Raw genomic sequence first — 25074 nt, 5'->3', positions numbered from 1 at the left:
AGGCGGTCTTCACATGAGCGCGCGCATTCTCGTCGTTGACGATCTGCCTTCGAACGTCAAACTGCTGGAAGCGAAGCTCGCTGCACAATATTTCGAAGTTCTCTCTGCGACGAATGGAAAAGACGCGATCGAACTCTGCCGTGACGGGCTCTGCGACCTGCTGCTGCTGGACGCGATGATGCCGGGGATGGACGGGTTCGAAGTCTGCGCGCGGCTCAAGGCTGATCCCGCAACCGCGCATCTCCCGATCGTGATGATGACGGCCTTCGATGAGCCCGGCGATCGAGTTCGCGGGCTTGAGGCGGGCGCAGACGACTTCATCAACAGACCGATCGATGATCTGGCCCTGCTCGCGCGCCTGCGTTCGCTGACGCGGCTCAAATCAATGTTTGATGAGCTTCAGGCGCGCGCCCAGGTTTCAAATGCGCTCGGCCCCGTTGATGGCCCGATGGGGCGGGAAACCGGCGATCTCGCGAGAGGACGCATTCTCCTTGTCGAAGAGCGCGCCAATTCTGCGGCGCGCATCATGGCGGGCCTGCGCTTTTTCCACCACGTCGAGGTCGAGCCTTCTCCGCAGGAGGCTTTGTTCCGGGCGGCCGACAGCGACTACGACGCGGCGATCATCAGCCTCGATCTCTCGGGATTCGACGCCCTGCGCCTATGCAGTCAGTTGCGCTCGCTCGAACGGACGCGCGCGCTGCCGATGCTGCTCCTCGCCGATTTGCACGAGCGGCCACGCCTGCAACGCGGGCTCGACCTCGGCGTGAATGACTTCATTCTGCGGCCGGTCGAACGCAACGAGCTGGTCGCGCGGGTGCGGACCGAAGTTCGCCGCAAAAGATGTGCGGACAGACTCCGTCTCGACGTGCAGGCGGCGATCGAACTCGCGACGGTCGACTCGCTTACGGGACTGAACAACCGCCGATTTTTCGAGAGTCAGCTGAGCCAAGCGCTCGATCGGGCCTTTCGCGCCGGCGCGCCGCTGTCGCTCATGATCCTGGATATCGATCACTTCAAATCGGTCAACGACACTTATGGACATGATGCCGGCGACCTAGTTCTGAAAGCATTCGCGCAGCGCATCCGAAGCGCGGTGCGTAGCGCCGATATCGTCTGTCGTCTTGGCGGCGAAGAATTCGTGGTCATCATGCTCGACACATCGCTGGATCATGCAAAGGGCATCGCCGAGCGGGTGCGTGGAGTCGTCGAAAGCGCCCCCTTCCCCGTCGACCCGACTGGCGAGCAGAAAATCAGCGTCACGAGTTCGATCGGGGTTGCGGCGCGGGGCGCCGACGCCAGGGCCGACGCGCTGATGCGCCGCGCCGACAAGGCGCTCTACCGGGCGAAGGCCGCGGGCCGCAATCGGGTCACCGCCGCAGCGATGGAGCGCAGGCCGGGGGCAGGCGGGCTTGCAGGCGACGCGCGGCTGAACTATACAGCCGGCGACGACGTCACGCCGTCCGGCCTCCCCCAAGAGGCGTCCGAATGAACGGGGCCATAGCTCAGTTGGGAGAGCGCTTCAATGGCATTGAAGAGGTCGTCGGTTCGATTCCGTCTGGCTCCACCATTTCGCTAAGCTTATGTTTTTAAACGACTTAGCGAAGTCAGAAAATTTCCCGAAGAAGTACGCGGCTTACCCGCAACGCCGCGATGAACGGCTCGGCGCCTTGCTCCGACCGACCGCCCTTGCGCGACGCAGCCTTTTCGGAGTCATGCTGGCGGCATTCGGGCGGCGCCGACGAATCGACGCCCCCTCCCCTCCGGAAGCCACGCAGCTAGTTGACCGATGGGCCCTCGCCAAGCTGCCGCCACGCTCATGTCGAACGTAATGGATCAGCGGGATGCTGACATCGCGATTCCCAGGAAAGGAAACCTCGAATGAAGTCCAGCCTGTCGATTGTGGCGATCACATCATCTCTGCTGTGTCCCGGTTGGGCTGTCGCCGAAGACGCGCCTGTGACCTTTCAGTGCGACGCCTCAGCCCAACGGGACTCTTCAACGCAATCGGAGCCCTTTTCGATAGAAATCAAAGGCAGTGCGGTTAAACTCAACAATGTGAGCGCCTTGGATAGCGGCTTTTCTCTCCTTCGGAAGAATGACGCCTACTACGTCTTCAAGAACAAGAAAAATCAGGGCGGCAACATCAACCGCGCCAACGGCGCCGTCGAATTGTACGCGGTGGACGCAGCTTCGCATAAAATGACGGTGTCCATCACCGGCGTTTGCGCTGAACAAAAGTAGGTCGAGACATCGGAGGGAGTATACGGCGGGCCCAAGCGCTACCCTTAACAGCATCCGCGCCGCAGAAATTTCAACGGGCGACGCTACTTTGATGTGAGCGGCAAGAGAATTTCGCCCAGGCGATCGCAAGCAATTGACGCCTGAGGCGCGCCTCAGCCGCAGCAAAACGTCCGGCGCAGCCAAACCGCGGGCCTCGCGATGACCTATGAGCTCTATTATTGGCCAGGCATCCAGGGACGCGGAGAGTTCGTCAGGCTCGCTTTGGAAGAAGCCGGCGCCAGCTATATCGACGTGGCGCGTCAAGAAAACGGAGAGGATGCGCTCGCGGCGTTTCTCGAACGCCCCGACGTTGTCCATCCGCCTTTTGCGCCGCCGTTCCTGAAAGACGGAAACGTCATCATTGGTCAGACCGCGGCGATACTCCTCTATCTCGGCGATCGTCATGGTCTCGCCCCGAAGGATGCGACTGGCCGGCTTTGGGTTCACCAGATCCAGCTGACCATTGCGGATCTGGTCAGCGAGGCCCACGACGTCCATCATCCCCTGGGCGCCGACCTGTATTACGAGGAGCAGAGATCCGAGGCGCTGCGCCGCGCGAAGGGATTTCGCCGTGATCGAATGCCAAAATTTCTTGACTGGTTTGAATCGATCCTCGCGCGCAATCCGGACGGCGATGCCTATCTCGTAGGCGGTAACTTAAGCTACGCGGATTTGTCTCTTTTCCAGGTCGTTGAAGGCCTGCTCTATGCGTTCCCCAGGAAAACGAAAGCGCTTCTCCACGAAGATCAACGGGTCGCGAGCCTCCACAAGATGGTCGCCCGGCTTCCGCGCATCAGCGCCTATCTTCATAGCGACCGCCGGTTGAAGTTCAGCGAGCAGGGGATATTTCGTCATTATCCCGAACTTGAGAAGTGACTGGCGCGATTTGGCCATCCGCTACGCCTTGCGCTGACCGCCCGCCCTATATGCTCATCTTGCAGGTCGCAGCGGCTCGGGTTCGGCTTGCTTCGGAGAGATGTCGATGGGTGGAGTCGTTATGGCCACGGAAGCGCCGCGCTCAACGAGCGCTTGCGACGCTTTCCGGCATCGCCTTTTTCAAACCCGCAAGCTTTCGATCGAGCTCGCGGCGCCGCTCAGCGCGGAGGATATGGCCGTCCAGGCGATGGACGACGCCAGCCCGACCAAGTGGCATCTCGCCCATACCACCTGGTTTTTCGAAACCTTTGTCCTGACGCCCTATCTCCCCGGCTATCAGCTGTTCGATGAAGCGTTCAACTACTGCTTCAACTCGTACTACGAGCACCAGGGCCCGCGACAGCCAAGACCGAAGCGCGGCCTTCTGACCAGGCCGCCGCTCGAAAGAATTCTCGCCTATCGCGAGCATGTCGATCTCGCGTTGGCGCAGCTGCTTGCCGAGCAGCCTGCCGCTTCGCCAGCCTGGATGCGCCGGCTCGAAATCGGCATCAATCACGAGCAGCAACATCAGGAGCTCATCCTTACGGACATTCTCGCCCTCTTTGCCGCGAATCCCTTGAGGCCGGCGTATCGGGCTGCGCGCGTCGGCTCTGACCGGGCGCGGCTTGAACCGGCGCGATGGCTGGACTTTCCTGGCGGCGTCTTCCGGATCGGCCACGAAGGAAGCGGCTTCGCGTGGGATAATGAGCAACCCCGTCACGATGCGCTGCTCCGGCCGTTCCGGCTCGCCGACCGCCCGGTCACGAACTGGGAATGGGTGGAATTCATCGCCGACGGAGGGTACGAGACGCCTACCTTATGGCTGTCCGACGGCTGGGCCACGGTGAACCGCGAGAACTGGCGTGCGCCGCTCTACTGGGAACGGCGCGACGCAGAGTGGCTCGAGATGACGCTTGAAGGCCTGCAGCCTCTCAGCCTCGGCGCGCCGGTTGCGCATGTGAGCTACTACGAAGCCGACGCCTTTGCGCGCTGGTCCGGCGATCGATTACCGACCGAATTCGAATGGGAGGTCGCGGCGGCGACGGCCCGTGAAGAAGGAAATTTTCTTGAAACGGCGGCGCTGCGTCCTCGACCCGCCGAGGCCGAACCGGATGGCTCCCCACGTCAGATGTTCGGCGATGTCTGGGAATGGACCCAAAGCGCCTATCTGCCTTATCCGGGCTATCGGGCTCCCGAAGGAGCGCTCGGAGAATACAACGGCAAATTCATGGTTGGACAACAGGTGTTGCGCGGCGGCTCCTGCGCGACGCCGGAACGTCACATCCGCGCGAGCTACCGCAATTTCTTTTACCCGCATCAGCGCTGGCAGTTCACGGGCCTGCGCCTCGCTTCGGAGGCCGCCTGATGTCGGAGGCGACGGAACGCTTCGCGCCGCACCTGCAGCAAGCAGACGACTTCGCTCTCAGCGTGTTGGAAGGACTGTCGCGCGCGCGGAAGAGTCTTCCCTGCCGCTTTTTCTATGACGCCAGAGGCAGCGCGCTTTTCGAAGAGATTACGAAACAGCCGGAATATTATCCGACGAGGGTCGAGCTTGCCATTCTCGAAGCCAATGCGACTCAAATTCTTGAGGGAGCGCCCCTCGAATCTGTTCTCGTCGAATTCGGTTCCGGCTCGAGCCTCAAGACTGAAATCCTGCTTCGACACATGCGACGGCTCAGCGCCTATGTGCCGATCGATATTTCGCAAAGCGCGTTAATCGACGCCAAGCGCCGACTCACGTTGAGGTTCTTCAGCCTCAATATATCGCCGCTAGTGGGTGATTTTTCCCGCCGGATCGAGCTTCCTCGAGAGCTGGCGGAACAACCGAAGCTCGGATTTTTTCCGGGATCGACGATCGGCAATTTCTGTCCCGCAGAGGCGACGCAGTTGCTGCACGCCATGCGCGGAACGCTTTCGCCGGGCGGCAGGCTGATCGTCGGCGTCGATCTGAAGAAAGACGTTCGCCAGCTTGTTCAAGCCTATGATGACGCCAATGGCGTCACTGCCGCATTCAATCTCAATCTGCTCACGCGCATCAATCGCGAACTCGATGGGACATTCGATCTTGGAGCATTTCGTCACGCGGCGACGTACGAGCCCTTCGAGGGCCGTATCGAAATGCATCTCATCAGCGAGAAGAATCAGGACGTCTGGGTGAAAGGCCGAAGATTTCGCTTTCGCGCAGGAGAAACGATCCACACCGAAAATGCTTACAAATTCACGGTCGAGGAGTTTCATCTGATCGCGCGGGCGGCGGGGTGGACGCCTGTGCGCGTGTGGACAGACGATCTGGGCTTGTTCAGCGTGCACGAGTTGGCCGCGCCTTGAGCCCGCGCCTGTGAATACGGCGGGAAGAGCTGCGATGACTGCATCGACGTTGAGTGAGGCGGACGGAAGCGCCTGGCCCGTATTGCCCTACTCGGCCTGGCGGGATACCTACCTCACTCTGCATCTCTGGACCCAGATCGTCGGCAAGATCCGATTGTCGCTCACCCCCTGGCTGAATCACTCCTGGCACGTCGCGCTCTACGTGACGGCGCGCGGCCTCACCACCTCGCCGATCGCGTTTGACGCAAGAATTTTTCAGATTGATTTCGACTTCGTGGACCACGTGCTTCGCATATCGTCCAGCGACGGCCGATACCGGCAGATGCCGCTTCGCAGCCAGGCGGTCGCCTCCTTCTATTCGGAACTTATGGAACGGCTCGAAGAGCTGAACATCTTTGTGCGCATCAATGAGCGCCCCAATGAAATTCCGGACGCGATTCCCTTCACCAAGGATCGGGTTCACGCCGCCTATGATCCTCACTACGCGAACAGTTTGTTTAAATTGCTTGTTCAAGCCGACCGCGTTTTCAAGATTTTCCGCACAGGCTTCATCGGCAAAGCGAGCCCCGTGCATTTCTTCTGGGGCAGCTTCGATCTGGCGGTGACCCGGTTTTCCGGTCGCCGAGCGCCGCCGCACCCCGGAGGCGCGCCCAATCTCCCAGACGCCGTTGTGCGTGAAGCGTATTCGCATGAGGTGAGCAGCGCCGGCTTTTGGCCAGGAGGCGGCTCGGTCGATTTTCCTGCTTTCTATTCGTATGCTTATCCAGCGCCGCGGGGGTTTGATAGCGCGTCCGTGAGACCGGAGGGCGCATTTTTCAGCCGAGATCTGCAGGAATACATTCTGCCTTACGATATGGTGCGGACCGCTCAGCAACCGGACGCGACGCTGCTGAGCTTCTTGCAGAGCACATATGAGGCGGCAGCAGTCGACGGCGGGTGGGACCGCGCGGCGCTCGAATGTCCGTTTAGATCTGTTGGCGTTCCGGGGCCGGCTCGCCGATAAGGTCTCCCCCAGGGACCTGAATCCTCCACAACTTCCTGTGTTTCCTCCGCTCCTGGAGAGACCAGCGCCGAGACGCTGCGCGGGCTCTCGATCCGACCAAGGCTTTGCGCTAAGCTTCCCCCTTCAATTCGCATCATTTGTTGCAGCAAAAATGGAGGCCTGGAATGCGGCATTCTCTTAAACGCAGACTTCTCGCGGAATTTCTCGGGACTTTCTGGCTTGTTTTCGGAGGCTGCGGCAGCGCGGTCATTTCAGCCGGCTTTCCGCAGCTTGGGATCGGCTTTCTTGGCGTGTCGCTGGCGTTCGGGCTCACCGTGCTGACGGGCGCTTACGCCTTCGGCCCGGTGTCCGGCGGCCACTTCAATCCGGCTGTGACGCTCGGCGTCGCAACGGCGGGCCGTTTTCCCTGGAAGGAGGTCGTGCCGTTTTGGGTGGTCCAGCTTCTCGGCGCGACATTTGCCGCTTTCGTGCTGCTCAAGATCGCTCAGGGCAACATTGATTTTTCACTCGCCAACGGCTTCGCCGCCAACGGCTATGACGAACATTCGCCCAATGGCTATACATGGCAGTCCGGTCTGCTTGCAGAGATCGTGCTGACCGCCTTTTTCCTGCTTGTTATTCTCGGAACCACCGAGGGCCGCGCGCCGATCGGCTTCGCCGCGATCGCGATCGGACTGGCGCTGACGCTGATCCATCTTGTCGACATCCCGATCACCAACGCTTCCGTGAACCCGGCGCGCTCCACGAGCCAGGCGCTCTTCGTTGGCGGATGGGCGCTCGAACAGCTCTGGCTGTTCTGGGTCGCTCCGCTGCTCGGCGCCGTCATCGGCGGTCTTCTTCACCGCTTTACGCTTGCCGATGATTGACGAGGAATGCGCTGTTAGCAGAAACTGACGGGAACGGCGGCTACGGATTTGGCTTCGCGCCACTTCTACGATCGCCTTCCCGCAGTCGCCTTTACGCGGGAAGCAGCCAATGTGCGCCTGTGAGGAGACGTCCAGCTTTAACGCTGGTCGGAGACCCGCCTGACGGGTTTCTGTCATTGAAGCCGAGGACTCGGACGGCGCTTCACATTCAGCCGGCGACCAACGATACGGCGTCAGCGCTCTTCGAGCGCTAATGGCGGGCCGCTATTTTCAGTGGTGGCTCGCGCATCCCCAAAAAACAATGTCCTGTCGCCTTCAAGCTTCTCGATGAGATCACGCAATCGATCCGGCAGCGGCTCTCGGAGAACATCATCGTACGTTCGTCGTAACAGTTCGCCGAGTTGGTCGCCGACCTTTTGGTCATGTAAGCTGGGCCGACGCATGATTGCATCTCCACTCGTCAACAGAGAACGCTGAGACCCTCGACTTAGGTTGCGGCCACAATGTGGGCGGACGCTGCGCAGCGCGCCCGCCAAGGGTGATTTGTAAAATTTATGGTAAATTTGACACATCACGTCCCGCCCTGTCGCCCTGTAATTAGGCGCCAGCCTCTGGCCTCGAAGCCATGAAAGGCGAGATGCGCGTCGGTCGCTCGCCGCGCGCCACATGCCGATATTCATAGCCCTGCGCGCACAACAAGAGCGGCCGGACGATGTGAACCGCGCCTGGGACTGATGGCGCAGGCGCGGCTGCTTCCATCGGTCCGCGTTAAGCCCGACGGCTCCGAACTCAATTCTCGATTGACAACTGCTCATGGTAGTTTGGCGATCGACGGCGGAGATTGACGACGCCGAGGAGGATCGCGCCATGTGTCAGGCCTGCGGGTTTACCGATATCTCTCATCGAAACACGATCGGCCGCAGGACCTTTTTGTTCAGCGCGGCCGCGGCGGGAGCGCTGGCGGCTGTCCCGAGCGCAAATGCGAAGAGCCGCAGATCGCAGCCGAAGGAAACAAGGCAGAATAGCGCGCCGCCCAAGCCTGAGAACGTCATGACGCCTGATGACGCGTTGGCGCGGCTGATGGAGGGAAATAGGCGGTATCAGAAAGGCCTCGCGAGACGACACGACTTCGTCGCGGAACGCGAGGCGCTGGTTGGCGGACAGAACCCATACGCCGCGGTTCTCAGCTGCGCGGATTCGCGGATCGCGCCAGAATACGCCTTCGATAGTTCGCGCGGAGATCTATTTGTGGTTCGCGTCGCGGGCAATGTCGCCAATCCCTACAACGTCGCCAGCCTGGAATATGCCGTGGAGGTGCTGAAGACGCCTCTCATTCTGGTGCTCTGTCACGAAGCCTGCGGCGCGGTTAAATCGGCGATCTCCTCGATACAGGACAATACGACCTTGCCTGGGCATCTTCCGTCGCTCGTCGCCGCTCTCACGCCGGCGGTTCAAGCGATAAAGGGACGTCCGGGCGACCCGTTGGAGAACGCCACGATGGAGAATGCCCGGCTGTGCGTCGAACAGCTCAGAACCGCGACGCCTCTGCTGAGCGCCGCAACCAGCGAAAAGCGCGTCAAGGTCGTGAGTGGAATTTACCGCCTCGCCGATGGCCGGGTCGATCTTTTTTCGTGACGCGAGGCCCTGAAGCTTACTGACCGGCGCGAGCGCAGACGCAGTGGGTAGTTCCGCCCTGCGCAAGCAGCAAAGCAATCAAGCAAGAATCCGCCGGTCGATTTGAGCGATCGACGTAACGCCGGTCAACGTCATCGCGACCCGCATTTCTTTGGCGAAGATCTCAAGCATATTCTCGACGCCGGCCTGTCCGGAGGCCGCCAGCGCATATGCCGCCGCCCGACCGAGCAGGACGCCCTTCGCGCCAAGCGCCAACATGCGGACGACGTCCAGTCCGGAGCGAACGCCTGAATCGACAAAAACTTCAAGATCGTTACCGACGGCGTCGGCGATGGGCGGCAGAGCTTTGACCGTCGACAGCGCGCCATCGAGTTGCCGTCCGCCATGGTTCGAGACGACAATTCCGTTCGCGCCGAACCGCACTGCATCGCGCGCGTCCTCGGGATCCAGGATGCCCTTAAGGATCAGCGGTCCTTTCCAGAAATCGCGGATCCACTCCAGATCCGACCAGCTGATCGAGGGATCAATATTCTTGCCCAGCCAGCCGATATAGTCCTGCAAGCCCGTCGCCTTGCCGAGATAATTCGAAATATTGCCGAGATCGTGCGGTCGCCCCCTGAGCCCAACATCGAAGGCCCATCGGGGTTTCGTTATCGCCTGCAGCAGCCGCCGCTGCATGGCGTAGGGGCCTGACAACCCTGAGTGCGCGTCGCGGTAGCGCGATCCATGCACGGGCAGATCTACCGTAAAGACAAGATTTTTCACGCCTGCACGCTGCGCGCGCTCCAACATGGACTGCATGAACCCGCGATCTTTGAGAACGTATAGCTGAAACCAGATCGTCTGCGGGCAACGCGACGCGACTTCTTCGAGCGGACAGATCGAAAGCGTCGACAAGACATAGGGAACGCCCTTCTCCGCCGCAGCGCTGGCCGCTTGGATCTCGCCACGTCGGGCGAACATTCCGCTCAAGCCCACGGGCGCGAGGATGACGGGAAGCGCCGATGGCTGGCCGAACCACTCGGTCGCGAGACTGAGGCCGGAGACGTTCTTCAACACGCGCTGCCTGAGAGGCACGGCTCTCAGATCGGCGATATTCGCCTGCAGGGTGTCCTCGGCGTTCGCTCCACCATCGATGTAATCGAACAGAAATCGCGGCAGCCTGCGCTGTGCAGCCTTGCGATAATCTGAAACCGACGAAATGATCATGCGCTTCTCCAGAGAGAGACGTTGGGCGCGCTGAAGCGCTCGGCGGGGAGCGCGCGTTGAGGCTGCCTTCGGCCATCGTGCGCTACAACACGAGATTGGCGCGCTCTTGCTGTGGAAGATCGCCGCAGCGCAGCAGATCGTCGAAATAGTCGATGGTCTTTAGAAGACCATCTCGCAACTCGACGGTCGGCTCCCATTGCAAGAGATCCCGCGCCTTGCCGATATCGGGCTGGCGCTGCCTGGGGTCGTCGGCGGGAAGCGGCTGAAAAACGAGCTTCGATTTAGAGCCCGTCAACGCCACCACGAGTTCGCCAAGTTGCCTGATGGTAAACTCTTTCGGATTGCCGATGTTGACAGGCCCCGTCGTCTCCCGGTCGGTCGCCATCATCCTGATCGTCGCCTCGATGAGGTCGTCGACGTAACAGAACGAGCGAGTCTGACGGCCGTCGCCATAGAGCGTGATATCCTTGCCGCTGAGCGCTTGCACAATGAAGTTCGAGACGACCCGTCCGTCGTTGGGGTGCATGCGCGGGCCATAGGTATTGAAGATTCGCATGACCTTCGCAGAGAGATTATGCTGGCGAATGTAGTCGAACACGAGCGTTTCGGCGCAGCGCTTGCCCTCGTCGTAACAGGATCGCACGCCAATCGGATTGACGTTCCCCCAATACTCTTCCGGCTGAGGATGAACCCTCGGATCGCCGTAAACTTCTGACGTTGAGGCCTGCAGCATTTTGGCTTTCGTACGCTTGGCGAGGCCAAGCATGTTAATGACGCCGACGACGCTGGTCTTCGTCGTCTGAACCGGGTCGAACTGGTAGTGAATGGGTGACGCCGCGCAAGCGAGATTATAGATCTCGTCCACTTCCACATAGAGGGGCGAAGTCACGTCATGGAGTAGAAGTTCGAATTTACGATCATCCAAAAGATGCGCAATATTCCGGCGCGCGCCCGTGAAAAAATTATCGACACATAAAACCTCGTGGCCCCCCGCTAAGAGCCTTTCACATAGATGCGAGCCAAGAAAGCCTGCGCCTCCTGTAACGAGGATCCGCTTGTGCATCATTGACCTATCGGGAAAGATAATAGACTCGCAAAATAAGCCACGCAATTTCATGCTTGTCCAGAGATCGCCAGCGATGAGGCTTTGTTTTTACAATCCTGGCTGACGTCCGTGAGCGCCAAGTCTGGTGAGGATCTCGCCTAAATTCGTCAAGGTACATTGCATTTGACGCACGAGAGAAGCTAGTCTCGCTCGGCAAAACTGGACACGCAGCGACCGGCGAGTAGCTCATCTCGCTCGCATGACAATGTTCCTTCGACGAACAGCCGGATGACGACATGGCCGACGAGTCCGTTGGGCAGGAGCAGCCAGCATCGCATGCTCTGACGGCGGCGCAGGCGGATGGCGCAAACTCTCGTTTTGCGTTCCATATTTACGTTTCTTTGCTTTGGTTCGCCTTTTCGGCGCAGTGGACGACCCTGCTTTCAGTGATTATCCCCGATCAGGTTGCGAATATCGTGGGGCCCGAAGCGGCGAATAAGGAAGGACTGAGCGGATCCGTACTCGGCGCGGGCGCCATCGTCGCGCTGTTTGTCGCGCCCTTGGCGGGCGCGTTGTCGGACCGGGCGCGAAGCGCCAGCGGCAGACGGCGGCCGTTCCTCATCGCCGGCGTCCTGGGCAGTTGCATCGGTTTGATGATTCTGGCGCCCTTCGGTCGCGGCGGCAGCTTGCTGCTTTATACGCTCGCATTTCTCAATCTGACGTTCTGGTGGAACTGGATGGCGGGCGCCTACGCCGGGCTGATTCCCGACGTCGTGCCGGAGCGGGATCAGAGCCTGGCGAGCGCCTGGATCAACATCATGACCGCGATCGGCGCCGGACTCGGCAATTTCCTGGTCGCCGTGTTGTATGCGCCCGACCATCCCATGACCGTCTTTGCCGCCTTCGTCGCGCTGAGCCTCGCCTGCCTCGGCCTGACATTGAAGCATGTCAAGGAACCCCCCTCCGACGGAGCCGAGGACACGTTCGCCGTCAGGCGCTTCCTGAGATCCTTCGTCATCAGCCCGCGCGCGCATCCCAATTTCTATTGGGTGCTCGTCACCCGCTTCTTCGTGAACATGGGCGTGTGGTCGATCTCCGCCCTACTTCTGTTTTATGCGCAGGATGTCATTGGTCTTGCGCAAGCGGCCAATGTGCTTCCGGCGCTGAACGCGGCGGGCGCCTTTCTTTCCATCCCGGCGAGCCTTTGCGCCGTTTGGCTGAGCGCCCGATACGGCCTCGTCCCTATCGTTCAGACCGCCAGCTGGATCATGGTAATCGCGACCATCGGTTATGTCCTGATCCCCTTGCAACCACATTTTTTGTCGTTCGCGGCGACCGTGCTCATCTTTTCTTTGGCCTGGGGGGCCTATCAAGCGGTGGACTGGGCTCTGGCTTTAAAAGTGCTGCCGAGCGCCGCCGGCGCGGGCAAGGACATGGGCATCTGGCATATCGCTTTCGTGCTGCCTCTGGTCATCGGGCCAGTGTTTACCGGGTGGATGGTTTCGTATCTGAAACTCGCCGTCTCAACGGGCGTCGCCTACATGGGCGCCTTCGCGATTGCGGCGCTGTGGTTCGCCCTTGCGGCAACGCTCGTCGTGCGCGTCCGCTTGCGTCCCGTCGCGTGACTCTTCGCTTTCGCTGGTCCTCGCGCTTGGCGTGAACGGTTCTGGCGTCGCGAAGGCTTCGTGTTAATTTCGCACGCTCGAACGGGCGCAGAATCAAGAACGGCTTTTTGAGGACTCAAGGACGGGTATGAAGATATCAGCGGCTGAACGTGAAGCAGGCGCGATGAATGAGGACAATCTCAGGATTGCGGCGCGCACCTTGAAAGAATGCGGGTATCTCGTCCTCGAGGATGTCCTTCCACGAGATTGGATCGATCGAACCCGCGATATCTGCAACGACGCCTTGCGGCGCTACATGCCCACGCTCAATCCTGAAAAGCGTCAGTACTATGAGCAGGTGCATACCGCAATGTTCCCGCCGATCTGTTCGCCGTTCATGGATGCGATCGCCATTGAGAACCCGTTCGCGGTGCAGGTCACCGAGGCTGTCATCGGACCCGACTTCTTCTGCACATTTTACAATACGAACACCCAATGGCCTCACTCGGGAATCCAGCACGTTCATCGCGACTTCGATCATCTGTTTCCTGGCTTTCCGGTCGCTCTCCCTATCTCTCAAGTGATCGTCAATATTCCGCTGACCGACTTCAGTCTCGAAAACGGCGCGACGGAGGTCTGGCCTGGCAGCCATCTGATCGTCGACGAAATTCCAAACGACAACCAGGCTCTCGAAGAACGCGCCAAGACTCTGCCCTCGGTGCGCACCACAGCCTCCGCCGGCTCCATCATTCTGCGAGACATGCGGACCTGGCATCGCGGGATGCCCAACAAGACCGACGAGATCCGCACCATGCTGGCGATGATCTATGATCGACCGTTCCTCAACGCCTATATCAGCGCCACGGAGTTGATCGAGATTCCGCGCGCCACATGGGATAGAATGTCTGACCGCGCCAAGCATATTTTTCGTTTCAATCCGGTCGTCGAAAGGGCGCCCTCGCTCGACGGCAGAAAGCCGCCGTATTGAGCGGGCGCATCGCCGTCAGACCGTCACTCTGAACAGGCGCGTGATCCTGTCGCAGTCGCGCGCCATAAGCTCCGCGTTGTAAAGAAACAGCCGATCGGAGAGTCGAGCGCTCAAACCGTCGGGCGCGGACAAGCGCGCGCGAAGCAAGAGGTCAAACAGCCGCGCCGACAGCAGCGCCTTCGTGCATCCGTAGGCGCTGCCGGGGTGAATCGTGAATTGCGCGTCGCCTTCGAGCATCACAAACGTCTTGCCGATGTGACCGCAGAAGACATCCGCGCGATCGCTGACCACCTCGATTGCCGTCGCAAACTGCGGATCCAGCGGAAGCCATGGGATCGGCCTTCCTCCCGTCGAGGGCGCGGCGCCTTCCGGACGCGCCCGGATGGCCTCGAAGCCGTAGCGCGCCCAGAAGAGCACCATACGGCGGAGCTCGTCCGTTTCGGGCGGAGCAGCCGTCTGATCCCTCTCATTGTTTTCTGCGCCGGCCTGCGGCTTCTTCGCTCCTGCGGTGGCGTCGCGCAGACGCATCTCCTCGTCGCGCGCGAGATCGAGGCCAAGGTAGTGATGTCCGGGCGCCTGCAGGATCGTCCCGGCCAAGAGCCCCGCGCCCCTGCGGGAAACGAAGCGGTGAAAGGCGTAGCTGAGTTTCGAGACGATCTGGCCAAACATTCGGTCCCATCGTGAGAGACCCTTATCGCCAGCACGAAAGATGGCGATGATTCCCGTGTGCGAGTGGAATTGCCCCCGTCGCGAAATGCCGAGCAAGCCCGACGTCCGACCGTGCCGACCATCCGCAATCACGAGCAGCTTCGGCGAGAAGGACAGATGAGCGCGCCCGTCCGAGGCAAGCACGCGCGCCAAGCCGCCCGCCTGATCAATCCGAACGACGTTGACGCCATAGTGCATCGCCAGAGCCGAATCGTCAGGCGCCACGGCGCGAAGCACTGCACAAAGCGCGAGTTCAAGATCGGCAAGACTCACTTCGAGCCGTAATCGGCCCAGCGGAAATATCTTGTCCTCCTTGAAGAGAAAATCGAGGACGCCCAGTCGCTCGAGCATGGTGATGACGGCCTTCGAGCGAATCACGACGATCTGCGGACGGCGCGGCGCGCTTTCGGGCCGCAGTTCGAGCACAGCCGTCGGCAGGCCCTGCAATACCGCTGAGATCGCGCGAACTAAGCCGGCTGGCCCCGCGCCGACAATCAGCACCGAATAGTCGCTGCGTCCATTCTTTCGCTGATTGAACCTGCGTAAGGCCCGTAGATTTTCGACACATGCTCGAAAGCGAGCCTCATGCTCTGCCTTGGCGCGCGCGAGCGCTGGTGGCGCGCACATGTGGTCGGCGTCGACGGAGCGGACGACGATGTCTGGGGGGACATGCAGGCGCCATCGAACAGCCGCCGCTTCGATCAGATGCCGTTCGAGTTCCTGCGAAAGAAGCGGCCGGAACGGGTCGAGGAGCAGTTTCCGTTGCGCCTCCAGGATATCGGTTGAAGGTTCGGAAGCGCAGGAAAAACGCCCGGCCGCCAACGATTGGAGATCAGCGGCGCAATCCTCGGCAAGGCGGTCGGCGAGAAACGAAGCGAGTTCGCGCTGCAGTTCGTCAGGGGCCCCGGCGCCGGAGTGGAGCGCCTCGAAGTCCGCCAGCGACAAAGGTTCGCACGTCGCCTGGTCGATCGTGTCGTCGTAGAGATCTTCTTCTTTGCTGATACGGTAGAAAGGATTGCAGAACCGCCCGAGGAAGCGGTCGAGCAGGAATCGACCCTCGCCGGCGGAGCACGGCGGCTGATGACAAGGACGCCACTCGACAAGCGCCGCCTCTTCGCTTGCGCTCGGGCTCGACGTCGCGCCCGTTACACCGGCAGCTTGGGATCCCACGCAATCTCCCACCAATGATCATCCGGATCGGCGAAGAAACCTGCGTAGCCGCCCCAGTCCGTATCGGCGGCGGGTTTGGTGATCGTGGCCCCTGCAGCTACCGCTTCGGCAAGCGTCTGATCGACCAGCGTTCGCTCCGCCACATTGTGCGCCAGAACGATACGCGATCGTCCGAACTCCTCAAGCGGAATTCGCGTGTCGAGCGACAGAAGCTCCATTGGAAAGAGCGCCAACCAAAGGCCGCGAAGCGGAAAGTAAGCGATCAACTCGTTACTCTGCGAAGAAAGCTCCAAGCCCAGACCGTCACGGTAAAAGGCGATCGACCGATCGAGATCGCGAACGCCGAGAGTAATGATGCTGAGTCGATTCTGCACGACGACCCTCAGGATGAGTTTTAGAGGACCGAGGCTCCTTCATTCCCTGCACAGGCGCCGAGCGTACAAATTGGCCTTTCGATCAGATGTGACTGGGCAAGCCGATCGGTTCCGGACTCCACCGCTCCGCCGCGTCGCTAACCTCCCGTCGCACGACGAGGCGATGATCGAAATAGTTCTGTGCATAGGCGAGGAGAGAAAGGAGCGAATAAACCTTCTCTGGCGATCGCCTGGCGACGGCGCCGAGGAGGCGCCAGAATTTCCAGCGCGTCGGATTGCGAACCCCATGCTGCGCGGCGACGGAGAGCATCAATCTCCATTCATGCGCTTTCGGCCAGCGCAACCTCTCGCGTGAGGGCGCAGGCCCGAGTTCGCAGATCTGATCGAATGCTCGGTCCAAGCATCGCTCCGGCTCATAGACGACTTCGTAGAAATTGATGAGTTCGCGCGCGATGTTCTCGATGGAACGCACCGGCACGAAATTCGGCAGCCGTGCGACCTCGCCCAAATTCTTGTCGCTGTCGTGGAACAGCCGCGCCTCTCGTTCAAGCCGCTTCCAAAGGTCCGTGCCTGGGTAGGCGACCAGCGGATTGAGCAGAACATCCGTAATCCGTGTGCGCTCGGTGAAGGCGATGAGCCGCTCGTCGACCCTCGGTTTCTCGCTATCGAAACCGATGATCAACGTGCACTTGACCCGAATGCCCGCGCGCCCAATCACCCGCAACGCTGCTTCCTGGTCCACCCGCATGTTCTGATATTTTTTCGTCTCTTCCAGGCTTTCCTGCTCGAGCGATTCGATCCCGACGCAGGTCTTTGTGAAACCCGCGGCGACCATCAGCTCGAGAAGATCCTTCTTCTGAGCGAGATTGAGCGATGTCTGAGTCTGGAACTCAAAGGGATAGTCGCGCTCCCGCATCCAGGGGATGAGCGCGCGGCAGAGTTCTTTAACGCGCTTGATGTTGCCGATGATGTTGTCATCGACGAACGAAACCTCGCCGCGCCATCCAAGTTCGTAGAGTCGCTGAAGTTCATTCATTACCTGCTGAATGCCCTTGCCGCGCGCCTCCTTCCCCATAAGCGCTGTCGCGTCGCAGAATTCGCAATGGAAGGGGCACCCGCGGATAAACTGTATCGGCAAAGCCATGTAGCTGTGCATGTCGAGGAGATCCCAACGCGGCGGAGGCGAACGCGTCATGTCCGCTCGAGCGGGCGAAGACAGCACGTGACCGAAATCCTCATTGTCGAGGCACTCGATCAGCCGCTCCATGGGCCCCTCCGCCTCGCCGACGACGACGAGGTCGGCGCCCGCTGCAATCGCCTCTGACGAAGCATGGAACGCCCATGGTCCGCCGACGACCACCGCTTTGCCGCGTCGCTTCGCCTCCCGCGTCAGCGTCTTGATTTCTTCAGCCTGGATGGACATGCCGGTCATCATGACCGTGTCGCAATCGCGCCAATCGGCCTCTGTGAGCGGCTGGAAGCTCAAATCCAAATGCTTCATGTTCCAGCTCTGAGGCAACAGGCCGGCGACGGTGATGAGCCCCAGACTGGGTTCCGGCGCCTTCTTGCCTGACCAACTCATGACCTTCGAATAGCCGGCGACGACGAAACCCGGAAACGGCGGCAGAATAAAAAGAACGCTGCGATGTCGATGCGCTTTCGCCTCGCCAGCGCCGACAGAGACGGAAGCGCTCATGCTTGGCGGCGAGTTGATCGACTGAGGCATACTCGCTGCGCTCCTCGTTCGTCGGAATGGCGTATCGACCGGTTCAATATCTGATCTGAGCGTCCTGAGCGGCGATCGCTCCCCCCGAACGTCGCGGACCGCAAAAGGAGAGAGTCGGGGAAGCGACTCGCGGCGCTGGCCAGTCGTCGCCGCTGCATCGTGGCGCATTGTCTTGCTGAACTGTCAGCATGCCGCATCCGTAACTCTGGACGGTCAACTGTAGCGACGAAAGCTTATCCTGCACGCCGACGACGTCAAGAGACGAGACGCTTCAAAGAACGAACCCGCTCTCCTTGAGCGAACTACCAGTTCCGAGGCGAGTCGCCGGCGCGCCAGTGTCGCTCGATTTCCTCCAAAGTGAGACCTTTCGTCTCCGGCACAAAAAAGTAGCAGAACAGGAAACCGGCCGTGCCAACCGCAGCATACATCGAGAATGTCGCAGTCGGTCCGAAGTATGCGACAAGGCTCGGAAATGTGAGCGCCGTGATGATCTGAGACACCCAGTTCGCGACGATGACGAAGCCCATCGCGACGCCGCGCACGCGTTGCGGGTAAATCTCCGAGACGATCAATCCGCTTACCGGGCCCAGGCTTAATGAGAACGCGCCCATGTAGATGAACATGCTGAACACCGCCAGCCACTGATCGAGCTTTGGATGTTGAGTGATATTCGCAAAGCTGACCGCAAGCGCCAGCAGGCAGACGACGGTGACGGCGATGCCGCTCAGAAACAAGAGCTTACGCCCGAACCGATCCAGTAGGATGATGGCCGTTAGCGTCGCCATGACGTCGGTCATGCCGACCCCGACCGTCAGCAGCGCATTGCCCGTGGGGCCGGCGACCTTCGTCATTCCAAAAATCGTCGTACTGTAGTTGATGACGATGCCGATCCCGCTGAACTGCTGAAAGAACATCAGTCCGAGGCCGACAAGCAGCGTCTGGCGCGTCGTCGGCTCGAGGAGCTCCCGCCACGTGGTTTCGCCTGCCGTCGCCTGCAAACTCTCCTTGATCTCGGAGATCGCGGCTTCTTCATTGGGAACGCCGAGGCGGCGCAGCATGCGCCGCGCGCTGCCCTCGCGGCGCTTGGTCAGCAACCAGCGGGGCGAGGCCGGCAGGAACAGCATCGCGTAGCCGAGGACGACCGCCGGAGTCGCCCCGGCCATCAGCATATATCGCCATCCCTCGGGAGTCGCAGCAAACCATGCGCTCACGATATCTGAGCACAAAACGCCCATCACGAGGGCGAGCTGATTGAGAGTGACGATCGCGCCTCGAATCTTCGCCGGCGCGATTTCCGACAGATAGAGCGGCACTGCGACCGAAACGCCGCCAACTGCGATGCCGACGAATATCCGGCCGGCGATCAGCCAGAATGGGGAATCCGCCAATCCGCTCCAGAACGAGCCCACGACGAAGATCGCTGCGGTCGCGCTGATCGTTGCGCCGCGGCCGATGGCGTCAGCGGCCTTTCCGCCGATCGCCGCGCCGAGCAGCCCGCCCCACAGCACGCCGGTGACAATGTATCCTTCGGTTAACGGGCCGAGCGACCATTCCTTCCTCAGCTGGACGATGGCGCCGGCGATGATGCCGGTGTCGAGGCCGAACAGCAAGCCGCCGATCGCGGCGATGCTCGCGATCACATAGATACGAACGTAACGCGCCGGCGCGGCGCCGCTGCCGCTCATGGCTGCAGGACGCTGTGTGGGCGAGCGCGAAGCTGTCCGGCCGGCGCATTGCTCTGCTGAATCTCCTCAAGCGTGAGGCCCTTGGTCTCGGGCGCGTAGATTTTGCAGAAATACCATCCGGCCGCGCCGAAAAGGGCAAAGAACATGAAGGTCGGTCCGTTGCCCAAGAGCTCCAGGACCGGCATGAAGGCGAAGGAAACGATCGCGTTGAACAGCCAGTGAGAGGCGGTTGGGATGCTCATTGCGCGCCCGCGCAGCGTTGTCGGATATAGCTCCGAGATCATGAGCCAGCCGATCGGCCCGATGCTCACGGCGAAAAAAGCGATAAAACTCAAGATCGTAAGCAGCGCGAGGCACTCCTGCGCGATGCTGGCTTCTCGCATTGCCGAAAAGACCACTCCCGTAGCGAACAAACTGCACGCCATGCCCGCAAAACCGATCGAGAGAAGCGGCTTTCGGCCGATGCGATCGAGGAAATACATCGCGACGAGCGTCATCAACACGTTGAGCAGGCCGATCTCAATCGTGGCGAGAGAAGCAACCATGCGGCCGTCAAAGCCTGCCTGACTAAAAATCGCGGGCGCGAAATAGATGATGGCGTTTATTCCCACGAACTGCTCGAAGAAATACAGCCCTATGCCAATGATCATCACTGGCCAGCCAGGACCGCGAAGAAAGGACAAAAGGCTGCTGTCCGCCTCGGAGGCCAGACCCTTCTTGATCCGTTCGATTTCCGAATCGATCGCGTTCGGCGTATCGCCCAGTTCATCCAGCACCCGCCGGGCTTCCTGCTCATCATCCTGCCAGACGAGCCACCTTGGCGATTCCTCCAGCCAGACGCTTGTCACGCCAAGCAGGACGGCAAGCGCCGAGCCGGTGACAAACATGTAGCGCCATGAATGGTCATAACCTTCGAAAAACGCGGCCGTCACGTAGGAAAGCAAAATGCCGAGCGTGATCGCCAGCTGATTGCAAGAGACAAGCGCGCCACGCGACCTCGCGGGCGCAATCTCCGCGATATACAGCGGCACGCTCACTGAAACGGCTCCGAGCGCCAATCCGACCGCCGCTCTACTGGCGATGAGCCAGTCGAGCGAAGGCGCGAGACCGCTTCCGAAGCCCCCAAGCGCAAAGGTCGCGGAGGTCGCCGTGATGATTTCGCGTCGTCCGAATCTGTCGCTGATCTGACCAGCGATCAACGCTCCTACGACCGCCCCGCCGAGAAGAACCGCGACCAGCAGACCGGACCTGTATGTGTCTATAAGCCAGTCTTGCTGGATGAGCGGCAGCGCGCCGGAGATGATGCCGGTGTTGAAGCCAAACAACAATCCGCCCGTCGACGCGATGGCGGCCAGCACCCATCTTCCAAAATCTGGACTGCTGCGACGCGCTCCGCTCATTCGCCGCTCACTTTTCGTTCTGCTTGAAAATGGCAAGACACGTATAATACAAGCGACAAAGCAGCGTCCATCGCGCGTCTGCCGACCAGAGTCGGGTGGATCGCCTGCGAGAGAAGGCCTCGTGAAGCAGCGACGTATCGCTCTCGGTCTCAATTGCGGGCACGACGCCGCCGCAACTCTGTGCGATTCGACCGGAGTGGTCGCCAGCATCGCCGAAGAGCGTCTGAACCGAATCAAGCACTATTGCGGATTTCCTGCGCTCGCCGTACGCGCCGTTCTGACCCAATGCGATCTAACTATCGACGATGTCGACATCATCGCGTTCTCCAGCCAGTATGGCGTCCTCCCCCAGCACCACGATCACATCGTCATAGGGTTGGACGCAACGCCCCGGGCCCCTTCTGCGGAAAATATGGCTTTCGAGCCCGACGCAACCGACCCGATGGGCTCGGTTGAGCGAAACCTCGGAGAGATCTGGACGGGTTTTGGCGATCGCCATCCCGTGGCGTGCGTCGACGAACTCGCGGCGTTAGGCTTTTTCCGCGAACACCTGCGCCATTACTACGTGCATCACCACCTCGCCCACGCGGCGTCCGCCTTTCTTACGTCAGGGCTGGATGAAGCCTGCGTGCTCACCGTGGACGGCAAGGGCGATAAGACGAGCGCCACGATCTACCGCGGCGACGCAGATAGCGGCCTTCGGCTCCTGCGCGCCTCCGGCTCAAGGGACAGCCTCGGCTGCTTCTATCAGGCGACGACGGAAGCGCTCGGCTTTGTGCCGATAGACAGCGAATACAAGACGATGGGACTGGCTGCCCTGGCCTGCCCGAACGGCGGCGGCGGTCTTTTCGCCGGCGCCGTGCGTTGCGAGGACGGCGTGTTTCACGCGTCTGATAAATGGCAGTTCCGCTGCTACAACCGCGCCAATCCGGACCGCGCTCTACCCAATCCAATGAATTCGGTTGTCCAGTCAGTCGCCTATGGGCGCCACCTCGACAACATGCCGCCGGAAGATTTCGCTTACGAAGCGCAGGCGCATTTTGAGGAGAACATGCTCGCCTATGTGCGGGACGCAATGGCGATTTCGGGCTGCAGATCGTTAGCCGCGGCGGGCGGAGGGTTCCTGAACGTCAAGGCTAATCAGCGCATCGTCGACACGCTGGAGCCCGATCGCTTCTTCGTATTCCCGGATGCGGCCGACAGCGGCAACGCCGCCGGCGCGGCGCTTATGGCGCTGCACATGGAAGGCGTGCGGCGCCCACCGGTCAGGCTGCCCGTCCCCTATTTCGGCAATGAGTTCGGTCCCGAGAACATCGAATCTGTTTTGCTCGCCTCTTCGGACCTCAGCGTGACCAGATGCGATCCAACGGACATCGCCCGCGCGCTCGCTGAAGGCGAGGTCGTGGGGACATTTCAGGGCCGCATGGAAGCCGGTCCCCGAGCGCTCGGCAATCGTTCGGTGCTCGCCGACCCTCGGCATGCCTCGATCAAAGATCGCATCAACGGTCTGCTCAAGGGGCGCGAACCGTTCGTGCCCTTCGCGCCCATCGTAATGGAGGAGGAGGCGTCTCGCTATTGGTCGGGACCGACGGACTACCGCTATATGACATTTGCGGTGGCCGCCAACCAATACGCGCGCGAAAAGATCCCGGCCGTCGTTCATGTCGACGGCACCATGCGCCCTCAAGTGATGGCAGCGAGCGATAATCCGCTGATTCACTCGCTTTTATGCGCCTTCCGCGATCTGGCCGGAGTTGGCGTCGTCCTGAATACCTCTTTTAACCGCCACGGGCTGCCAATTGTCGGCTCGCCCGAGGATGCGCTTTACCATCTGCGCCAAGGCTGGGTCGACAGCCTGTGGATCGGTTCGTGGAGAGTGCTTCGCCGCGGAAAGGCGGCATGACGCCGACTCGGACTGAGGCGCTTTGAGCACGAGGCGCAGGACAGCCGCCGCAAGAGCGCCGTCGCCGATCAAGCGAGAGGTTGACGGATTGCATCGACGACAACAAGATGCCAACCGCATTAGGCGGGCTGTGCGACGTCGTGACGATCACGGCGCTATCGCTTGCCGTCAGACTTGATATGACTTTGAGCGGGCGACTGATGCAGGATGTGTTGCCAGCGGCCGAGCCTATCGTCGAAGCGGCTCTGAACGCGCAGTGCGTTGTTCTTCACATCACCCACCATTGGGGCGGCGGCACCGAGCAGCACGTCCAGGAATTGGTCCATCACCTCGCCGACGCGGCGACGCACTTCGTGCTGCATGGCCGATCCGACGGGTTCGTCGTTCTAAGCGCTCCCGGCCAGGACGATCGACTTTACCATCCTCGGGACGATTTCTCCGATCTGATCGAAAATCTTCGTCGCTCCGGCGTCACGCGCGTTCACGTCCATCAACTCTTCACAGTGCCGGTCGACGTCCGGCGTCTCATCGAAGAACTTGACGTCTCATTCGACTTTACGGTTCACGACTATCACACCTTCTGCCCGCGCGTTCACATGAAGACGCGAGATAATGCATATTGCGGCGAACCGGGAGAAGTGGCGTGCGCCTCCTGTCTGGAAGACTGGCGCATTCCAGACGAGCGGGATATCGTCGAATATCGCGCCCGCTATGCTTGGGTTTATGCTCTGGCGCGGACCGTCATATGCCCGTCTAGAGACGTCGCCGCACGCGTTGAACGCTATAGTCCGCAGGCCCGCGTCGCGGTCGCGCCTCACCTGCGCAGCGTCGCAGCGCACCCGCCGGTCTCGATCGCGCCGCTCTCCGCATCGGAGCCGTTGCGGATCGCGGTCCTCGGCTGGATCACGGCGTTCAAAGGGGCCGCGCGCGTGCTCGACGCCGCGCGGATCATCGCCGAGCAAAAACTGCCCCTTCGTATCCAGGTCATCGGAAGCATTGACGGGGAGACGCCTCCAGGAATGCAGGTGACGGGCAGATATGAGACGAATGACCTCCAGCGCCTGCTTGCGGAGGCGCGTCCGCACCTTCTTTGGTATGCGGCGCAAGTTCCGGAAACCTATTCTTACGTCTTGAGCGAGGGACTTGAGGCCGGACTTCCCGTTCTGGCGCCGAGGCTCGGCGCCTTTCCCGAGCGCGTGCACGGGCGACCCTGGAGCTGGATCGTCGACTGGAGTCTCTCGGCCGAGCAGGCGGTCGCGACGTTGATGACAGTCCGACAACACTTCTTGTCTGGCGTCGCGCCCTCGACGCCAGACCACGAAGTTGAAACGCGCGCTTCGATCCACCGCTCGGACTTCTATCGCACCGTCTATCTGGATGGCGCAACGTGATCGATTTTCTCACGCCGAAACCCGAATCGCCAGCGCGGCTGGGCGCGGCTCCGGGTCCCGTACTTTTTGTATTTCCGCACCCCGACGACGACGTCTTCGTCGGGGGGACGCTGTCCTTGCTCCTGCGCGCCGGGGTTCGCCTGCATGCGTCCTGGGTGACGTCGGGCGGCTATGACGGAATGGCCCACGCGCGTGAAAGAGAATTGCAGCAGGCGATGGATATCGCGGGCGTCGAGAATCGTCACCTCCTGCGTCTACCCGACGGCGGCCTCATCGCCGACTTGGAAAACGCATGCGCGAAGCTCGTTCGCCTCATCGTTGAGGTGAAACCCAGAATCATCATAGGCCCGGCGTTTGAGGGCGGTCACGCGGACCATGACGCAACGAGCTTCGCAATCGCCGAGAGTTGTCGCCGCGCCAGTTGGGAGGTCCCGCTGTTTGAATATCCATGCTATGCGCCGGCCGCCGATGCTCCGCGCGGTCTTCGGTTGAGCGCCTTCCCTGCCCAGGCTTTAGACGTGCGGCAGGTGGACTTGGACAAAAGGGCGATGCGGTGCAAGGAGTCGATGGCCAGGGCCTACGCCAGCCAGAAGCAGGTCTTTGATCTCTTGGAGTGGCGTCCGTCGACGCGAGAATTCTTCCGAGAATGTCCCAAGCATAGGGATCACGCGCATCCGCCATATCCGGGTCTCAGCAGCTACGCGCATTGGTTCAATTGGCGAAGCCGCGATCGGTTTGAACGCCTCTCCGCCGCGATCGCATCCATGACGGGGAAGGAGCCGACGGGTCATCCGCTGGAAGGGGCAGATAGCGCGCGCTGCACATAGATTTCGTCCACGTTAAC

The 25074-nt window shown here is 60.8% G+C and carries 21 protein-coding genes and 1 tRNA gene; 14 read left to right on the top strand and 8 right to left on the bottom strand.

The genetic code is table 11. From position 1 onward, the window contains the following. The first annotated feature begins 13 nt into the window (after positions 1–13). The 8 genes from AC0X69_RS17175 (at position 14) to aqpZ (ending at position 7392) form a co-directional block, all read left to right on the top strand. On the top strand, positions 14–1489 hold the full coding sequence (locus tag AC0X69_RS17175; protein ID WP_482609148.1) for a PleD family two-component system response regulator: 1476 nt from the start codon (positions 14–16) through the stop codon (positions 1487–1489). A 2-nt stretch (positions 1490–1491) separates the two neighbouring features. Next, positions 1492–1567 (top strand) — tRNA-Ala (locus tag AC0X69_RS17170). A 311-nt stretch (positions 1568–1878) separates the two neighbouring features. Then, entirely contained in the window at positions 1879–2241 is a 363-nt protein-coding gene (locus AC0X69_RS17165; RefSeq protein WP_482609146.1) for a hypothetical protein, read from the top strand. Positions 2242–2439: 198 nt separating this feature from the next. Next, positions 2440–3156, top strand: a complete 717-nt coding sequence (locus AC0X69_RS17160) for a glutathione S-transferase (protein ID WP_482609144.1) — start codon at positions 2440–2442, stop codon at positions 3154–3156. A gap of 106 nt (positions 3157–3262) precedes the next feature. Further along, on the top strand, positions 3263–4561 hold the full coding sequence (gene egtB, locus AC0X69_RS17155; protein ID WP_482609142.1) for an ergothioneine biosynthesis protein EgtB: 1299 nt from the start codon (positions 3263–3265) through the stop codon (positions 4559–4561). Next, complete coding sequence (gene egtD, locus AC0X69_RS17150) at positions 4561–5523, top strand: L-histidine N(alpha)-methyltransferase (RefSeq protein WP_482609140.1); 963 nt, start codon at positions 4561–4563, stop codon at positions 5521–5523. The genes egtB and egtD overlap by 1 nt, the downstream gene beginning before the upstream one ends. Positions 5524–5557: 34 nt before the next feature. Continuing rightward, positions 5558–6526, top strand: coding sequence for a DUF5996 family protein (locus AC0X69_RS17145; RefSeq protein ID WP_482609138.1), 969 nt, complete (start codon positions 5558–5560; stop codon positions 6524–6526). Positions 6527–6690: 164 nt separating this feature from the next. Next, the gene (gene aqpZ / locus AC0X69_RS17140; RefSeq protein WP_482609136.1) at positions 6691–7392 is read left to right on the top strand and encodes an aquaporin Z; all 702 of its coding nucleotides are present in this window, start codon (positions 6691–6693) and stop codon (positions 7390–7392) included. A gap of 233 nt (positions 7393–7625) precedes the next feature. Here aqpZ and AC0X69_RS17135 read toward each other — a convergent pair whose 3' ends face one another. Next, positions 7626–7835, bottom strand: coding sequence for a NepR family anti-sigma factor (locus AC0X69_RS17135; RefSeq protein ID WP_482609134.1), 210 nt, complete (start codon positions 7833–7835; stop codon positions 7626–7628). Positions 7836–8259: 424 nt separating this feature from the next. Between AC0X69_RS17135 and AC0X69_RS17130 the strand changes: the two genes are divergently transcribed. Beyond that, positions 8260–9027: a carbonic anhydrase gene (locus AC0X69_RS17130; protein WP_482613429.1), complete on the top strand. Its 768-nt coding sequence runs from the start codon at positions 8260–8262 to the stop codon at positions 9025–9027. Positions 9028–9105: 78 nt separating this feature from the next. On the opposite strand, the gene lldD is transcribed toward AC0X69_RS17130, so the two are convergent. Both lldD and AC0X69_RS17120 read right to left on the bottom strand, forming a co-directional pair. Further along, the gene (gene lldD, locus AC0X69_RS17125) at positions 9106–10236 is read right to left on the bottom strand and encodes an FMN-dependent L-lactate dehydrogenase LldD (RefSeq protein WP_482609132.1); all 1131 of its coding nucleotides are present in this window, start codon (positions 10234–10236) and stop codon (positions 9106–9108) included. 82 nt (positions 10237–10318) lie between these two features. Further along, positions 10319–11302: a UDP-glucuronic acid decarboxylase family protein gene (locus AC0X69_RS17120; RefSeq protein ID WP_482609130.1), complete on the bottom strand. Its 984-nt coding sequence runs from the start codon at positions 11300–11302 to the stop codon at positions 10319–10321. Between the two features lie 275 nt (positions 11303–11577). Here AC0X69_RS17120 and AC0X69_RS17115 point away from each other — a divergent pair, with 275 nt between their 5' ends. Together AC0X69_RS17115 and AC0X69_RS17110 are read left to right on the top strand one after the other, a co-directional pair. After that, entirely contained in the window at positions 11578–12906 is a 1329-nt protein-coding gene (locus tag AC0X69_RS17115) for an MFS transporter (protein WP_482609128.1), read from the top strand. 163 nt (positions 12907–13069) lie between these two features. Next, entirely contained in the window at positions 13070–13873 is an 804-nt protein-coding gene (locus tag AC0X69_RS17110; RefSeq protein ID WP_482609126.1) for a phytanoyl-CoA dioxygenase family protein, read from the top strand. Between the two features lie 15 nt (positions 13874–13888). On the opposite strand, the gene AC0X69_RS17105 is transcribed toward AC0X69_RS17110, so the two are convergent. The 5 genes from AC0X69_RS17105 to AC0X69_RS17085 form a co-directional block, all read right to left on the bottom strand. After that, the gene (locus AC0X69_RS17105) at positions 13889–15751 is read right to left on the bottom strand and encodes an FAD-dependent oxidoreductase (protein WP_482609124.1); all 1863 of its coding nucleotides are present in this window, start codon (positions 15749–15751) and stop codon (positions 13889–13891) included. Continuing rightward, positions 15727–16125 carry a VOC family protein gene (locus AC0X69_RS17100; RefSeq protein ID WP_482609122.1) on the bottom strand — a complete coding sequence of 133 codons (399 nt, stop codon included), beginning with the start codon at positions 16123–16125 and terminating at the stop codon, positions 15727–15729. Before AC0X69_RS17100 ends, AC0X69_RS17105 begins: the two co-directional genes overlap by 25 nt. An 82-nt stretch (positions 16126–16207) precedes the next feature. Further along, positions 16208–17851 carry a B12-binding domain-containing radical SAM protein gene (locus AC0X69_RS17095; RefSeq protein WP_482609120.1) on the bottom strand — a complete coding sequence of 548 codons (1644 nt, stop codon included), beginning with the start codon at positions 17849–17851 and terminating at the stop codon, positions 16208–16210. A gap of 302 nt (positions 17852–18153) precedes the next feature. Further along, on the bottom strand, positions 18154–19536 hold the full coding sequence (locus tag AC0X69_RS17090) for a sugar porter family MFS transporter (RefSeq protein ID WP_482609118.1): 1383 nt from the start codon (positions 19534–19536) through the stop codon (positions 18154–18156). Continuing rightward, positions 19533–20936, bottom strand: a complete 1404-nt coding sequence (locus AC0X69_RS17085; protein ID WP_482609116.1) for a sugar porter family MFS transporter — start codon at positions 20934–20936, stop codon at positions 19533–19535. Before AC0X69_RS17085 ends, AC0X69_RS17090 begins: the two co-directional genes overlap by 4 nt. A 121-nt stretch (positions 20937–21057) precedes the next feature. On the opposite strand from AC0X69_RS17085, the gene AC0X69_RS17080 reads away from it, so the two are divergent. The 3 genes from AC0X69_RS17080 to AC0X69_RS17070 all read left to right on the top strand — a co-directional run bounded on the left by AC0X69_RS17080 (position 21058) and on the right by AC0X69_RS17070 (position 25057). Beyond that, a complete protein-coding gene (locus AC0X69_RS17080; RefSeq protein WP_482609114.1) occupies positions 21058–22839 on the top strand; it encodes a carbamoyltransferase C-terminal domain-containing protein in 1782 nt (593 codons plus the stop codon). Between the two features lie 107 nt (positions 22840–22946). After that, positions 22947–24230, top strand: coding sequence for a glycosyltransferase (locus AC0X69_RS17075; protein ID WP_482609112.1), 1284 nt, complete (start codon positions 22947–22949; stop codon positions 24228–24230). Then, positions 24227–25057 (top strand): PIG-L deacetylase family protein, encoded by an 831-nt coding sequence (locus AC0X69_RS17070; protein ID WP_482609110.1) that lies wholly within the window; start codon positions 24227–24229, stop codon positions 25055–25057. Before AC0X69_RS17075 ends, AC0X69_RS17070 begins: the two co-directional genes overlap by 4 nt. Positions 25058–25074: the final 17 nt, after the last annotated feature.

The sequence above is a fragment of the Methylocystis sp. Uni0008 genome (assembly GCF_056838045.1).
The sequence above is the reverse complement of the archived record's forward strand: the minus strand, read 5'-3'. Positions and strand labels throughout refer to the sequence as shown.